The following is a 16,331-nucleotide window of genomic DNA, read 5'->3' as shown; positions in this document are numbered from 1 at the left end:
CCCCTATTCCATCACTATGTTGTGCTGTGCAAACATCACTTGCCACAAACTTTGTTGGCAGGCAAAGCCACATCAATATGTTTTGGATAAGGCAGGTTTAAATTCTGCATGAGGGTAATAAATTCCGCTTTGGTACGTCCTTGTCCTAAACGCGAGTTATTGCGTTTTTCCTGCCCAACGGTAGAAGATAAACGCCCTTTATAGTCATGCCCTGGATACACCAAAGTGTCATCAGGCAAGCTAAAAATTTGTAGATGAATGCTGTCATATAAAGTCGCTGGGTTGCCTTCCTGAAAGTCAGTACGACCACAACCATCAATTAACAACGCATCGCCAGTGAATACCATGCCATTGACCACATAGCTGGTACAGGCGTTGGTATGACCCGGGGTATAACGTGCTTCAATCAATAATTCACCCACACGAATGGCGCTGCCATCGGTAATGAAAATATCGCCACACACCACACCTGAATTACGATGTAATACAGTTTTACAACCAAAACGTGTTCTGAGTTCGTTGGCAGCAGTAATATGGTCAGCGTGTACGTGCGTATCTAAGCTATACACCAATTGCAAATCATGCTGTTCTAGAAAAGCAGCATATTGCTCAACCTCTGAAATTACAGGGTCAATCAGCACCGCTTCACGGGTTTGTTCAGATGCCAATAAGTAAGTATAGGTCGAGCTGTCAGCTTCAAAAAATTGATGAAAGATCATGAGATAGATACTGAGTTTTATATTTTGTTATTCTTAATTTTGCAAATATAGTGCCAACTTAATCTCTTTTAAATATATTAATAAAATACAATATATTAAGAAATATTGTTTAATTTAGATCATCCTCCATGTTTCACATCTGTTGCATTTTATGTTTCAATTGAATCAATAATGAAACAAAAGATGAAACATCATGAATGCGATACATGACTTTGAACAACAAGCCAGTCTTGAAAGCTTTTTGTTTCATTTACAACAACTTTGTCCAGACAGTTTGCTCTATGTTTATGACGACATTGCTCAAACATGGATTTATGAATATGCACAAGATGCTTCTGTTTCTGCAGCTACGGGTAAAACATTAAAAAATCAATTATTGAAATTAAAACTACAATCACAATCAGCATCACAACCACAGACAGGTCTGCTGCAACTCCCGAATAGTGCTAAGGCATGGCACTACCACAGCTTAAATATTCGTGTCCATACAGCCGATTTCACAGGATGTTTATTCTTTCTGCAGCCTAGCGTTGCAACAGTGTCATCACAAACACTCACCCCATCTGCCCAAGCACAAAATAGTTTGGCGGAGTTTTTCCATAGTGATTCGCCACAAATGCAGCATATGTATTCCATTATTGAACGGGTAGCGATTACTGAGTTTCCTGTTTTGGTGCGTGGTGAATCTGGTAGTGGTAAAGAGTTGGTGGCGCAAGCAGTACATGCACGCAGCCAACGGCATGCACAAGTCTTTATTGCGATTAACTGTGCTGCTTTAAATGCCAATATTTTAGAAAGTGAATTGTTTGGGCATGTGAAAGGTGCATTTACAGGGGCAATTCGTGAGCATAAAGGTGTGTTTGAACGTGCTGCAGGTGGTACTTTATTTTTAGATGAAATTGCAGAAATTCCACTGGAACTGCAAGCCAAATTATTGCGAGTATTAGAAACGGGCGAATTCACCCCTTTGGGCGGTGAAAAAGCGATTAAATCGAATGTCAGAATTATTACCGCAACCCATCGCGCTTTACGTGAAGAAGCGCGTTTAGGCAGATTTCGCCAAGATTTACTTTATCGTTTACGGGTGATTCCAATTTTTGTGCCACCACTACGTGAACGTAAACAAGATATCCCTAAAATTGCAGCATTTATTTTGCAACAACAAGCCCAGTTTCAGGTCACGCCACATTTGACCGAGCAAGTACTGAAGGTATTAATCAATTACGACTGGCCGGGCAACGTGCGTGAATTAAAAAATACCTTGCTGTATGCATTGACCATGTCAGCAGGTAAAACGGAAATTGATCAACACGATTTACCCGATGAAATTGTGCATGCTAGTTTGAAACTCGCCACAGCTCCCCCAACGCCACAACCTATTGAGCTGCCCATCAAAACCAACAATAAAGTAGATAAAGACACACTGCAGGATTTACTGGAAAAATATCAGGGGCAAACTGAATTGGTGGCACAAGCCTTGGGCATTAGCCGAACCACCTTATGGCGTTATCGAAAAAAATATCATTTATGAGGCGGAAGTTTGCTGAATAAAGGACGCTTTGCTTTGATCTGCATATTCATAAATGGTGTCTAAATCTTTTTGAATGGCAGCTGCGACTCGGCTAGGCATCAACTGATTAAGTTTTACAAAGACTTTTTCAGGATAACCGACCTGATAGGATTGACGGTCTGTTTGTAAAAATTGATACAGTTCTTGTGCCACAAATTCAGGTGAATCCACTTTTGTACCCATTTTGATATTCATTTCAATCACATCGGGATTATTCATACTGGTATTGGTCGCGCGTGGGGAGAAATATCTAAAACGAATGGCAGTCTGACAATACTCTCGCGCCAACGCTTCAGTTGCACCACGCAAGGCAAACTTACTGGCGCAATAACTCACATAGCCAGGATAGCCGATGCTGCCAAAAGTCGAGCCAATATTGATGATCTGACTCGGCTGACTGTCCGACATATATGGAATCACATCCTGAATCAGTTGCAGCGGATAAGCCACATTGACCAACATCATTTGCTCAATGGTATCCTGTGATTGCTGCGCAAACAGACGAAAATCATTCATGCCTGCATTGTTAATATAGTAATGAATCGGCTGTTTTAATGCGGCAAGTGCCTGAATAAAATCATGACGACTGCTGGCATCAATTAAATCACAACGCAGACTGTGTAATTGCAACTGAGGATACTGCTGCGCCAGACTTTGCTCTAGTTGTTGCAAGGTGTCTTGCTTACGCCCAACCAAAATTAAGTTTAAGCCTTTTTTAGCAAAATGATGCGCAATCGCATGACCAATCCCGCCTGTTGCCCCGAAAATCACCGCAGTTAAATTTGACATAAAAGATACTCTCAATTTTAAGATATTCGATACAACTCAATTATAAAAATGCAGGATTCAGTCCCAAGCCCATACAAATATAGAGTTTACGATCTTCTAATGGCACCAATATTTCACGTCTGCCATGCATAAAGCGCTTGTTATCAATGAGCACCACATCACCATCTTGCCAGTCAATTTCTGAGGTTTCACGCTCGCATCGCTCTGCCAACTCTTCCAATAATTCCGCTTGGATTTCGCTGCCATCAGCAAAGTAAAAACGCGGCTTTTCGTAATTATAAGAAGGCCCCAACAAGGTGTTGGCAAAGGCAGGCACAGCTTTTAAATTGTCATGGCGAATCATCGGCATGTGCAAGTCATACTGCACACCTTCATCATGCGCAGGACGAATCCGTTGTCCAGGAATCATCTCAATAAAATGAGCGAGTTCCTGCTGCCCGACCTGTACGGCATCGGCAATATTGAGTGCTGTCGCCACATACTTTTGCCACATCGCTTTGGGTAAGTAACGGCTGATGGTCATCGGTTCAGCAAATTTCTGCTTCAGTGTATCAGGCAGTTTTTGCCATACCTCATGTCCATCACATAAAGTAGTCTGCGAACCACGCGAAGCACTTTTTTCACTAAAAAAAGCAATAATATCAGGCGGCATTGGGGTTGAACCATTTTCTATATGCAGTCCCATTGCCTGCGTACCTGCATCTACTTTTTGCGATTGTCGGGTCACATTTTCACGTGCAGGGTCATAGGTCAGCTTTTGGCAAATATTGCTCATCAGCCCACTAAACGCATTCACATCATAATGTTCATTTCTAAGTAAAACCCAACCGTGCTCCACCAAACGATCTTTAATTTGTTGTGGGGAATGTTTGAATTGCTGTTGTGCAATATTCATGTGATTTCTCTCTATCTCTATTGATGACTGACAGGTTGATGTCTATCTGTGAAACATCTCCAAGATCAGCCATTAAATACGTTGTAGGATGTGCCAAAGCTGTCTGATACTGTTGCTGAATGACTGCTCTACGCAATTTTCCGTTATCGGTTAACATCTGATTATTTAAAGAAAAAGGTTGTTCAGCACGGCACCAGTGTTTAATTTGGGCATAATCAGGCATACGGGTATTGGCACGATAAATCGCGGCTGCCAATTGCGCATCTGAACGATGTTCCTCGGCATAAATCACTGCAGATAATGACGGCTGCGCTTCACCAAACACGGCAATCTGTTGAATTTCAGGCTCACTCAAACTGTTCGATTCAACCCATTCTGGTGAAATATTGCGCCCAAAACTGCTGACAATAATTTGCTTGATACGCCCCGTGATATATAAATAGCCATCTTCATCAAAATAACCTGCATCGCCTGTGTGAATATCGGCTGATACCGCATCCTGCTCACGCCCAAGTTCATGCATATATCCCAACATGGCATTGCCCTTGACCACCACTTCTTGATTGGCAGCAATTTCGACTTGAACATGCGGTAATACGCGGCCAACACTGCCAATTCTGCGAGCTTCAGGCAGGTTTAAACTCACGACCGATGCACATTCAGACAGACCATAACCTTCATAAACAGGTAAATTGAATTGCTGACACTGCTTGAGTAAATCTGCAGACACCTTGCCACCACCCACGGCAATAAACTTCAAAGTGCGCAAGCCCAAATCGCCGTATTGATGGATATATTCCACAATCGCTTTGAGCATTTGCGGCAATAAAATCACGCTTTCAATGCAATATTGCTGCACGGCATCGACAAAGCGTGAAACATCAAACTCATGGTTGGACAGCAAACCGAACTGGATGACTTCAGCCACCACCACTGCACGTCCCATGTGAAAAGGCACATACACGCCTGCGATATTTTCAAGCAATGTTGCAAATGGAATTAGACACAAATGCCGCCCAAGCTGGCTACTTTGTAATGCCTGACTTAAAGAGTGTGTAATTGAATTGATGGTGGCTTCTGCCAAACACACACTTTTGGGTGTACCTGTACTGCCCGAGGTATAAGTAATTTTTGTAGGCTGCTCAGCAGAATTTGGGGATAAATGCGGTTGTGCTGTTTCAACGCTTAGACGAAACAACTGCCCTTGATATAAATCTGATGGTGGCAAAACCTGTGCCTGAACTGCATCAATCATCTCCAACAAAGCTTCTGGAATAGCAGTATTTCCAATAGCCGAGTTAACATTGGACGGAGTATCGCTTTGTGCAGTATCCGTCAAAATACACAGCAACTCCGCTTGGCTGTCTTGCAGTAAATGTTGCACTTGTGCAGCAGTAAAAAATAAAGGCACAGGAATGACTGTCATTGCAGCTTTACGTGCGGCTAAATCGACCACAATCCAATCGGCCTGATTCACACCCCACAACGCCAAACGCTGTACTTGATAAGTTGCCAATTCTGCACTGAGCAACTCAACCCGTTGCTGTAATGTGGCATAACTCAGTGTGGTTTGTGCCGTCACAATTGCTTCACGCTCAGGGTCTGTTTGGGCATAGTGATTCAGGTTTTCAAATAACTCATTCATCTTTCAATTTCCGCCTTTCTGCATGACCTTAGGCATAAAAACAATATTGCTGTTGCGTGACCGCCAACGCTGCTGCAACGTCAATCGCCAGTACATAAGGCTTCTGTTGGTAATAACTGCCCCATTGATGCTGTGCATCGCCCAAGGCTTCGGGGTTGGCTTTTTCTAGTACCTGAAAATGCAAACCCATTTGCTGTAACACATAGCGCACTGCTGCTGTTCCTGTGCAAACTGCCCACGACACATTGTTCTGCGATAAGTGAAAGACCAAAAAAGCCACCATCAATTTGGCTTTGCTCATGTCTTGCGCTGCCAAGTTGCCAATTTCAACAATCTGCGCGCGCGTTACAGGCACTTGGCTCAATTGGGTTAAAATGGTTTCAATGGGTGCATCTAAATACTGTTCCAAAAAGGCTTGGTTTGCGCCCAATGGTTGCATGCCAATCACCACTTGCATGTCGTGGTTTACATAGCCTGCAAACAAGGTATCTGAAAAAGTATTTATGGATGCCTGATGGACTTTTTGGTATTTATCTCGAATAAAATGCTCTAATGCCAAGCGTTGTTTGCTAGCATCTTGGGTCACAGTTGTCACATTTAAATGTTGTGCTGTTGTGTGTGCTTGAATCACCGAGGCATAGCTGTGTAATACATCTAAATGTGGCTGTTCTAGGTTCAACTGTTTTGGGTTCGTTTGTGGTTTATACGGCTGCGCTACAGATGCATACCCGTTGAATTGTTTTTTATTTTTTTTCTGATGAAAATTCGCATCCAGAAAATGCGTTTGACTGGATGATTGAGCATCAAAATTAAATTTGATCATGTGCATCACATTGGATAGAAAATAACTCAATGCTCAAGATAGAAATCTAAACTTAAAGAAAACTTAAGTCGCTACAAACTGTCACAATTCAAAAAACTCTTCATGCACACAAAAAAAGGAGATGATCACTCAACTCCTTATATGTTTAAAACAATAAACTAATCAAAAATAAACAGTCATCCAATTATGCAAAACACAATTGTTCGCGCCCTACCTTAGATTTTAATAGGCATAAGATGCAATTGCCGTTGCAATTGGTTTATCTTCATCATTGACCATCGTCATACGCATGGTGCAGCCTTTACGCCCTAAATGCAAAGTTTCCGCACGGGCAATAAAATACTTGCCGCGTCCCGGTGCTAAATAATCCACTCGCATATCTACGGTAGCCAAACGAGTGACTTTTTTAATGGTATCGGGCAAATCGTCAGGTTCTGTCCGTTTATATAACTCCCCCATTGCCACAATACCGCCCACACTGTCCAAAATGGTTGCAGCAACACCACCATGTAAAATTTGGAAAGCCACGTTGCCCACCATATACGGTTGCATCTCAATATAGGCTTCAATTTGACCATCTACCACACGCATGCTCATGCCATTGTGTTGAAAAAATGGCGATCCATTAAATGCATTGACCAATTGTCTTAGCACGACATCAATATCGACTTTCGCGCCTAAATGTATATTCCCAGTCCAATTTTTCTCTGCATTACTCATAACGTGCCCAAAAGTCCAAACAACTCAATTTACCAACAATAAAAACAGCCAATGTATGCCCAAATGAAATTTAAGGGGCTACAATAGTCGTCTAGTTTAATACTGATCAGTGAGATTTTTATGACCTATACGTTCAATCGCCCTGCATTTCCTGCCACTCGTATGCGTCGTATCCGTAAAAATGATCAATTACGCGCCATGGTTCGCGAAACTCACTTAACCACAGATCACTTGATTTATCCTGTATTTGTTTTACCGGGACAAAATCAAACCCAAGATATTCCAAGCATGCCGAATATTCAGCGTTTATCGGCAGACTTATTACTCAAAAAAGCCGAGCGTTTAATGCAGTTGGGCGTGTCTAAACTGGCATTATTTCCAGTCACACCACAAGAAGACAAAAGCCTGACCGCAGAAGCAGCATGGCGTGAAGATGGCTTGGTGCAAAACACACTACGCCTGCTGAAAAAAGAATTGCCAGAGATGGTACTTATTACCGATGGCGCACTCGACCCGTACACCACTCATGGTCAAGATGGCATTATTGATGACACAGGCTATGTCCTGAATGATGAAACGGTTGAATGTCTAATTAAACAGGCTTTAAGTCATGCCGAAGCGGGTGCAGATGTGGTTGCGCCAAGTGACATGATGGATGGCCGTATTGGTGCGATTCGTCAGGCGTTGGAAAGCAACGGGCATATCTATACCTCTATCATGGCTTATTCAGCCAAATATGCCTCTAGCTTTTACGGTCCTTTCCGTGATGCAGTCGGTTCTGCCAGCAACCTAAAAGGCGGCAACAAATACAATTATCAAATGGATATTGGCAACCGTGCCGAAGCCTTGCATGAAATTGCACTGGATATTCAAGAAGGTGCAGACATGGTGATTGTAAAACCAGGCATGCCTTATTTAGACATTGTACGTGAAGTGAAAGATAACTTTGGTGTGCCAACCTTTGTCTATCAAGTGAGTGGTGAATACGCCATGCTTGCTGCCGCGATTCAAAATGGCTGGTTGTCGGACAGTGTGATTATTGAATCGCTAATGAGTTGCCGCCGTGCAGGTGCAGATGGTATTTGGACATATTTTGCCGAAGAAGCAGCACTCAAACTTAAAGATATGGCATAAACAGGCGACTTTCATGCACATCGCAATCATTGGTGCAGGCATCAGCGGTTTGTTGTCTGCACTCGAACTGGTAGAGCAGGGCTGCTCTATCAGTATTTTTGATCAACAACAAGCAGCACAAGCGGCATCATGGGCAGGTGGTGGAATTCTTTCTCCCATGTATCCGTGGCGTTATCCTCAAGCGGTCAATGACTTAGCCCAATTTGCCAAACCGCAGTACCAAGCATGGAATGAAAAACTCAAACCTATTACAGGCATTGATTTTGAAATCCATGAAACAGGCATGTTGATTTTTGATGAAGATGATTTTGAGATTGGTATAAATTATGCCGAACGTCATCATGAACCGATGCAGCAAGCTGAATGTCTGAATCGGGAACAGCTCGAACAAATTAACCCGCATATCCACCCCAAATTTAAACAAGCCCTGTATTTCTCACAACTTGCCAATGTGCGCAATCCGCGTTTATTACAATCGCTCACGCAATATTTGAAACAACATCCGCGCGTGCGATTTTTTGAACACTGCCCAATTCAGCAATTTCAGATCACTGAAGATCGTATTCAAGCCATTCAATCTGCCGATGGTCGCTTGCATCGTGCAGATCATATCGTGCTTGCGACAGGTGCATGGTCACAGCACTGGGCGGCACAACTGGGTTTAGAGATTCCTGTACAGCCTGTACAAGGGCAAATTGTGTTATTTAAAACCCCTGCACAATGGTTGCCAAGCATGTGCATGAACAAGGTGATGTACTTGATTCCACGTCAAGATGGGCATGTGCTATGCGGTTCCAGTATGCGTCACGTTGGTTTTGACACCACACCAAACCCGCAAACCCAACAAGATATTTTAACGGCTTGTTTTGAAATGGTGCCTGAATTGGCACAGTTCCCCATTGTGAAACAATGGGCTGGTTTACGTCCAGGCTCGCCTACAGGTGTGCCGTATATCGGCAAAGTGCCAAGCCTAAATAATGTATGGATGAATTTCGGACACTTCCGTAATGGCTTATGTATGGGCACTGCTTCAGCGCAGTTATTAAGACAGCTCATGCTTGGGCAAGAAACGATTGTTGATCCTGCCGCTTATGATCCAAAGCAGTTACAGCCCACCTCAATCTGTGCATAACACTCAGCAGCATCCTCTGTTTAAGTAGAGGATGATGCACCCAGACAAGCCGCTAGCGCCTGTTCAAGTTTTGGATATTGAAAGCAATAGCCTGCTTGTTCTAACGCTTGTGGTTTAACATATTGCCCATTCAGCACCAATTGCGATTGCTCGCCCAATAACCAACGCAAGACAAAAGCAGGTAACACCAAAAATGGACGACGTTTTAAAAGCCGAGCTGCGGTTTCGGCAAAGTCTTGCTGACTGGTTTTTTCAGGTGCAACCACATTCAAAATTTTGGCGTCTACAGGTTGCGTCATTAACCAGTGAATGGCCTGTAAAACATCTTGTATATGCACCCATGCAACAGGCTGCCGTCCATGCCCAATCCGCCCGACGGCATTTAAACGAATTGGTAATAACATTTGCGGTAAAATGCCACCACCGCGCCCAAACACCACGCCCAAGCGCATAATTTTAGTATTTTGCTGGCTGAAGCTTAACGCAGCCTGTTCCCATTGCTGGCACAACTGCGACATAAAAATATCTTGTGCTGCACTGTGTTCGGTACATACTGCTGACCATTGTTCCTGCGGGTCAATTCCGTAATACCCCACTGCCGAGCCTGAAATAATACACTTGGGGAAAATACGGCGCTTTTCAAGATATTGATATAAGTGCAGTGTGGTCTGAACTCGACTATCAAGCAATTTTTGTTTGCGTGCTGCTGTCCATCTGCCCTGCCCAATACTTTCTCCCGCCAAATTAATCACATAATCAATTTGTTCGGTGTCGAGTTCATCTAACTGCTGAATCCAGCGTAATTGTGGATGTTTGGATACTCGATTGGGCTGTCGGGTTAGCCCCACCACCCGATAATCCTGTTGCAATAAAAACGGCAACAATTGTGAACCAATAAAACCACTTGCCCCTGTTACCAGTACCAAAGGTTTATGCATCTTCCAATCTCAGCATGATGAAAAATATAGTTTTAGCTATACGTGATTTAGACTGAATGTTCAAGTCTAAGCAAATCATCATCACATAACTGATCATGTATATTTGAAGAAAATCAGATATTAACAACTTCTTTTATCAGCCAAACATTTTAACTGCCATACGCTGTGCCTGTTTACCATAAAACCAATAGGTCAGCAGATACAATGGAATTGCGATCAACAAGAACATGATCACCACCACACTCATAAATTGCGGCTGTTGCAAATACTGTAAAAAATCTTGCCAAATGCTTGGGTTTTGGCGAGAAAATATCGCCAAACCTAATAATAAAAACGCCAAGTTATAGCCCCAAAAAATCAGGCTAAATCCTAAAGTAAATGTCTTGCGTTCCTTGTCATTCGGCGCACGGCGTTGTTGTTTTAAAAACTTATACAGCACTAAAATCATGGCAACCAAATAAGGCACCGCAGTTAAAATCCCGCCTACACCCGCAGGTAATAATGCAGCCAATACGCCACAAATACAGGTCATCACAAAGCAATACAAGAAAAACCAGATAAAATAACGGCTTAGCGATACCATAAAGATGACTCAGACAAAAGATTCAGCCTAGTATAAAAAAAATTGATTTTTTTTTCATGAAATTGTCAACCGAATACAAAAGCCTGACGTTATATAGGCTACAAGGTCACAACAACCGTTAATGTGTATGGCATCCACAATATTTTCGGTGACCTGACTAAAGCAATAAATCGCATACAGTCATGCTTTGAACAGCAGCCAAAGCTTTACTGTATCGCAAGTTTTTCTTTGACCGACGATTTCATCATCACTCGAATCGTCGGTCTTTATTTTTTAAGGTCTTTTTTTAGCCTTTCTAACATCAGTATTTTAACTCTCTATATTTTTCTATACAGATCACGACAGATTTTACTTTCCCTTCTCTTTAAAATCTCTGCGACCTAAATTGTCGCTTTAAAAGCAGAAAACTGGTTTTTTGCCGCAGTGTTGCGCTCAGTTATGTTAAGTTATCCCATAATTCAACATCAAGATTGGAACACGCATGGCTGTTCATTTTTTACATACGTCTGATTGGCATTTGGGGCAATTTTTCCATCACCATGAACGTGAATATGAACATACTGAATTTTTAAATTGGCTCTTAACTCAAATTAAAAGCAAACAGCCGAATGCCCTGCTCATAGCAGGCGATATTTTTGATGTGGTCAATCCTGCTTCGAGCGCTCAGAAACAACTCTATCAATTCCTTACCGATGCGCATGTGCTTGCTCCACACATGCAAACCTTAATGATTGCAGGCAATCATGACTCTGGGTATCGCATTGAGCAAGTTGAACCCTTTTTAGACCGCTTCAACGCCAAAGCTGTGGGCGTGATTGGTAAAACAGCCGAGCAAAAATTAGATTTAGATAAACTCCTAGTGCCTATTTATGACGCTGCGCAAAATATTGTGGCATGGTGTCTGACCCTGCCCTATTTACGCAGTGCAGAAATTACAGGTTTAAATGAACATAGCAGTGACAATCAATCTGCGGTTGCTTACTTACATCAACAACTGATTGCAGAAGCCAAAGCCCGTAAACAACCCGATCAAGCCCTGATTTTAATGTCACATGCACACATGCAAGGTGGCGAAACTTCCGACTCAGAACGCCCAATTGTAGTGGGGAATGAAGAAGCCTTATCGACTGCGCTGTTTGATGAGGTGATTGACTATGTCGCACTCGGACACTTACACAAACCGCAACAGGTCGGACAGCCACACATTCGCTATAGCGGCTCACCCATCCCTTTATCATTTAGCGAGCTGAATTATAAACACCAAGTCCTTGAAGTTAGGATTGATCCATTACAGGCAGATGCACAGCGTTTCCAATATGAAAGCTTGCTTATTCCACGTACGGTAGAGCTGCTTCGGATTCGCTGTGAACTTTCTGAATTAATCACCGAACTGAATAAATTGCCAAAAGATGAAATTGCAGAAGTTTGCGCACGGCATTTTTTAGAAATTGAATATATCAGCGATGCCCCGCCACCCATTGATTTACGCCAACAAATTGAACAAGCACTGCCTGCCAACCGCTATCGTTTACTGCGCATTGCACGACGCTTTCAAAACTGTGAAAACTCGAACGTGCAACAATCAAAAATTGATTTAGAGCCGCCTACGCCTGAAAAATTATTTTTAGATTTATGGGAAAAAATGGGCTATCAACCTGACCCAGAAGTGAGCCAAGATTTTTTACAGCTTTTGACCGAAGCCCAACAAGAACTTGATCAGAATAAAGCTTAAGGATTTGCCATGAAAATTTTACGTTTAAGTTTAAATAATTTGGCATCTTTGGCAGGCACGCATGTCATCAATTTTGAAGATGAGCCACTGGCACAGGCAGGTTTAATTGCAATTACGGGCAAAACTGGTGCAGGCAAATCGACTTTGCTGGATGCCATGTGTTTGGCACTTTATGACGAAATTCCACGTTTGAGAGGTGCTACAGGCAGTCTGACCGATACCGCAGGCAAAGAAATTTCCTTAAAAGACTCTAAACATATTTTACGTCGTGGTACGACTTCTGGCTTTGCAGAACTTGAATTTATCGCGCTTGATCAAAAACGCTATTCGGCACGTTGGCAAATTCGCCGTGCACATAACAAAGTGGATGGAAACTTAAAAGTTGAACGTGCCATTACCTGCCTAGATGAGCAACGGGTTTTAAATCAAAAAATTTCTGAAGCTACGCCGATTGTAGAACAACTGATTGGTCTTAGTTTTGAGCAATTCACACGCGCAGTATTATTGGCACAATCGGAAGTTGGGGCATTTTTAAAAGCCAAAGACCATGAACGGGCAGATTTACTTGAATATTTAACCAATTCGCAAATTTTTACCGAAGTCAGTAAACGTGCAGCCGTTAAATTTAGTGAAATTAAACAAAAGCGAACAGATCTTGAAAATGTCATGGGGCATGTGGTGCTCCTCAGCGAGGAAACACTAAAAGACTTAGAAACCCAACAACATGACCTAAGTCAACAATTAGCTTTGCTGACCCAAACCGAAAAACTGTATGAAAATGATGTGAAATGGCACAAAGATTGCCATGAACTCTATGCCAGCACCCAAGCTAAAAAAGAAATATATGATGTTCAAGTCGATGCCGATCTTAAACTCGCCTCTCAAAAACAATTGCTCAAACATTTAGATGAATTTCAAACCATCCGCGAGCAATTTGTCTTGCGTCAGCAAGCAGATACCGAGCTAAAAAATCTGAATCAGCAGCTTTTGAAATTTGAACCAAACTTGCAACAAGCGGAATACGCACAACAGCAAGCGATTAGTCAGCAACAGCAAGCGGAAAAAGACCTTCAGGCATGGCAGCAGCATGTTGAACAATTGAAACCACAACTTGAAATTGCGGCACAGTTACAACATGAAATTTCTAGCAAACTTCAACAATATACCGCTTTGGATGCTGCACAAAAATTATTTGCAGAGCAGCAAATTCAGCCTGTGCAAAATAATTTGAAGCAACTGACGACTCAACTTGCAACCGAGCAACAACAACAGCAACATTTACAACAGCAATTCAAACAGACTGCGGCATGGGCAAATTTTGATGATAATTTAGCCCTTACGTTGCAACGTCTGCAAGATTATTTGCAGCTTGAACAGCAGCTACGTCAGCAAAACCCTACGCTGTTCCAATCTGCATTAGATACTTTAATTGAGCAACAACAACATACACAGCAACAACTGTTGGTTTGGGAAAAACAATATCAACATCCTGAACAACTTGAGCAGCAACTCACGGCAGAGCAACAGCAATTACAACATGCTTTAAAGAGTGTGCATGTTTTAGAGCGCTTGCAACAGGCACTTGAACAATGGCAACAACAGACCACCCTATTTGAGCAGTTACAACAGCGTCAGCAAGAAACTTTAAGTCTGCAACAGCAGACACAGACTCAAATTCAAACCCAACAGCAGCAAGTGCAAATTACTGAACAAGCCTTGCAACAATTACAGCAGATCTTTGAACAGCAGCGTTTATTGCAGCATCAAAGTGTGCAGGATTTACGTGCCCAATTAAAACCGAATGAAGCCTGTATGGTCTGCGGCAGCCATGAACATCCGTTTATTCAGCATGAAAATTTACTCAGTGACGCTTTAAACCAATTGCAGGATCAGCAATTGCAGCAGGCCAAAACTGAATTTGAGCATGCGCAAAAACAGCTACAACAATTGGAGCGTGCTCGCAGTCAATACGATGCAACTTATCATCAACAACAACAACGCAGTCTTGAACTGCAACAGCAACTTGAACAACAACAGACATTGGTGCAACAGCTTGCAACATCCTTATCTTTAGATTTGGATGCAGCGCTGCCTGTTGCAAAGCAAATTGAACACGTACAGCAACATTGGGCAACAACACATCAATCCACTCAACACTTGCAGCAGAGTATTCAACAAGCAAACGATACCCTGAAACAATGGCGCAATGCTGCACAGCAGGCAGAACAACTCAAATATGCTATTCAACAACGCCAAGACCTCGCTCAGCGTTTACAGCCTATTTTGTCGCTTTTAGATGCAGAACAAAGACACGCTTGGCTCAATCAACCGATTGAATACTTTCAAAATGCCTTACAACAGTTAGAGCAACGTCATCACTTGCAGCAGCAGCAAGTTCAACTGAGCAAAACGATTGAACAACTGACTCAACAACAGCAGCAAGTGCAAGAAAAGTTGCTATTTTTACAACAGCAACATGCAGAGAAAACCCTACAACTGCAGCAGATTAAAACTGCAGGAAGTGAGCTGCGTGATCAAATTAAGCAGCTTACAAGAACTCATGCGGGATGTGAATATCAGACCTATCAAGAATGGCAGCAGGCTTTAGATCAGCAACAACAGCAACTCAATCTTGCACTTAGCACACAACGAACTGTGCTTAACCAAGCAGAACAGGTGTTAAAAGACTTACAACTACAAAAACATGGTTTGGACAGTAAAATTCAACAGCGCATGCAGCAACACACTGAATGCCAGCAACACATTGCAAACTGGCAAGTGGCACACACGCACTTTCAAGCCAGCGTCATTGATGAATGTTTACAAATTTCTTATGCCGAACATCAACAAATACGCAAGATGCTACAGCAACAGCAAAACAGTTTGGAAAGTGCCAAAACGGCTTGGCAAACGCTAGAAGAACAATATCAAAAGCACTTAAAACAACAGCCAGAACTGAGTTTTGACGAGGTCACCACGCAACTGGCAGCACTGCAAACAGACAAAGCCAAACAACAGCAAAACTATAATGAGATTGAGGCACAGCTACGCCTGAATAGCACCAATCAAGGGATTTTTGCTACCTATCAAACTCAAATTGAAAGTATCAAAGCTGAAGAATACCGCTGGGGACGTATTTACGATTTAATTGGGCATAAAGAAGGTACGAAATTTAAGAAAATTGCTCAAGAACATCACTTGGATATTTTGGTGGAATACACCAATCAGCAATTGCTGCCACTGAGTTCGCGTTATCAGTTGCATCGTATTCCTGACAGTTTGGGGTTGGCGATTATTGATTTAGATATGAACAGTGAAATTCGCCCTGTTCTGTCTTTATCGGGTGGCGAAACCTTTTTGGTTTCTTTAGCTTTGGCACTAGCAATTGCCAATATGGCATCTGGCTCAATGAAACTGGAATCGCTATTTATTGATGAAGGCTTTGGCACTCTCGACCCGACTTCCTTGCACATGGTGATGAATGCCTTAGACCATCTGCAAAGTCAGGGACGTAAAGTGGTGCTGATTTCGCATATTCAGGAAATGCACGAACGAATTCCTGTGCAAATTCAAGTCAAACCAGTGGGTGCAGGGGCAAGTGAAGTCAATGTGGTGGGTTAAAGCCAATACTGCCTAAAATCTGAAGATTAT

General features: G+C 42.5%; 13 protein-coding genes. 5 read left to right on the top strand and 8 right to left on the bottom strand.

What is annotated here, in order from left to right:
• Window positions 1-35: 35 nt before the first annotated feature.
• On the bottom strand, window positions 36-719 hold the full coding sequence (locus F947_RS10515) for an MBL fold metallo-hydrolase (protein ID WP_004975362.1): 684 nt from the start codon (window positions 717-719) through the stop codon (window positions 36-38).
• A 193-nt stretch (window positions 720-912) separates the two neighbouring features.
• Between F947_RS10515 and F947_RS10510 the strand changes: the two genes are divergently transcribed.
• Window positions 913-2,250, top strand: coding sequence for a sigma-54 interaction domain-containing protein (locus F947_RS10510; RefSeq protein ID WP_004975355.1), 1,338 nt, complete (start codon window positions 913-915; stop codon window positions 2,248-2,250).
• On the opposite strand, the gene F947_RS10505 is transcribed toward F947_RS10510, so the two are convergent.
• From F947_RS10505 to F947_RS10485, 5 genes are all read right to left on the bottom strand, one after another.
• A complete protein-coding gene (locus F947_RS10505; protein WP_004975352.1) occupies window positions 2,245-3,078 on the bottom strand; it encodes an SDR family oxidoreductase in 834 nt (277 codons plus the stop codon). The two genes, F947_RS10510 and F947_RS10505, sit on opposite strands and share 6 nt — an antisense overlap.
• A gap of 40 nt (window positions 3,079-3,118) precedes the next feature.
• Window positions 3,119-3,973: a TauD/TfdA family dioxygenase gene (locus tag F947_RS10500; RefSeq protein ID WP_004975350.1), complete on the bottom strand. Its 855-nt coding sequence runs from the start codon at window positions 3,971-3,973 to the stop codon at window positions 3,119-3,121.
• Window positions 3,927-5,618, bottom strand: coding sequence for an AMP-binding protein (locus F947_RS10495; RefSeq protein WP_004975349.1), 1,692 nt, complete (start codon window positions 5,616-5,618; stop codon window positions 3,927-3,929). Before F947_RS10495 ends, F947_RS10500 begins: the two co-directional genes overlap by 47 nt.
• Before the next feature lie 28 nt (window positions 5,619-5,646).
• On the bottom strand, window positions 5,647-6,441 hold the full coding sequence (locus F947_RS14375; protein ID WP_004975348.1) for a thermostable hemolysin: 795 nt from the start codon (window positions 6,439-6,441) through the stop codon (window positions 5,647-5,649).
• A 222-nt stretch (window positions 6,442-6,663) separates the two neighbouring features.
• A complete protein-coding gene (locus F947_RS10485; protein ID WP_004975345.1) occupies window positions 6,664-7,161 on the bottom strand; it encodes a thioesterase family protein in 498 nt (165 codons plus the stop codon).
• A gap of 120 nt (window positions 7,162-7,281) precedes the next feature.
• On the opposite strand from F947_RS10485, the gene hemB reads away from it, so the two are divergent.
• Together hemB and thiO are read left to right on the top strand one after the other, a co-directional pair.
• Entirely contained in the window at window positions 7,282-8,295 is a 1,014-nt protein-coding gene (hemB, locus tag F947_RS10480; protein ID WP_004975342.1) for a porphobilinogen synthase, read from the top strand.
• A gap of 13 nt (window positions 8,296-8,308) precedes the next feature.
• The gene (thiO, locus tag F947_RS10475; RefSeq protein WP_004975341.1) at window positions 8,309-9,427 is read left to right on the top strand and encodes a glycine oxidase ThiO; all 1,119 of its coding nucleotides are present in this window, start codon (window positions 8,309-8,311) and stop codon (window positions 9,425-9,427) included.
• A 20-nt stretch (window positions 9,428-9,447) separates the two neighbouring features.
• On the opposite strand, the gene F947_RS10470 is transcribed toward thiO, so the two are convergent.
• Together F947_RS10470 and F947_RS10465 are read right to left on the bottom strand one after the other, a co-directional pair.
• Window positions 9,448-10,365, bottom strand: coding sequence for a TIGR01777 family oxidoreductase (locus F947_RS10470; RefSeq protein ID WP_004975339.1), 918 nt, complete (start codon window positions 10,363-10,365; stop codon window positions 9,448-9,450).
• Window positions 10,366-10,501: 136 nt separating this feature from the next.
• Entirely contained in the window at window positions 10,502-10,948 is a 447-nt protein-coding gene (locus tag F947_RS10465; RefSeq protein WP_004975337.1) for an ABZJ_00895 family protein, read from the bottom strand.
• 481 nt (window positions 10,949-11,429) lie between these two features.
• Here F947_RS10465 and F947_RS10460 point away from each other — a divergent pair, with 481 nt between their 5' ends.
• Both F947_RS10460 and F947_RS10455 read left to right on the top strand, forming a co-directional pair.
• Window positions 11,430-12,680, top strand: coding sequence for an exonuclease SbcCD subunit D (locus F947_RS10460; RefSeq protein ID WP_004975334.1), 1,251 nt, complete (start codon window positions 11,430-11,432; stop codon window positions 12,678-12,680).
• 9 nt (window positions 12,681-12,689) lie between these two features.
• Window positions 12,690-16,301 carry an AAA family ATPase gene (locus F947_RS10455; RefSeq protein WP_004975332.1) on the top strand — a complete coding sequence of 1,204 codons (3,612 nt, stop codon included), beginning with the start codon at window positions 12,690-12,692 and terminating at the stop codon, window positions 16,299-16,301.
• The last annotated feature ends 30 nt before the right edge of the window (window positions 16,302-16,331 follow it).

The organism is Acinetobacter towneri DSM 14962 = CIP 107472, from assembly GCF_000368785.1.
Classification (GTDB): domain Bacteria; phylum Pseudomonadota; class Gammaproteobacteria; order Pseudomonadales; family Moraxellaceae; genus Acinetobacter; species Acinetobacter towneri.
This window is presented reverse-complemented; position numbering and strand designations above follow the sequence as displayed.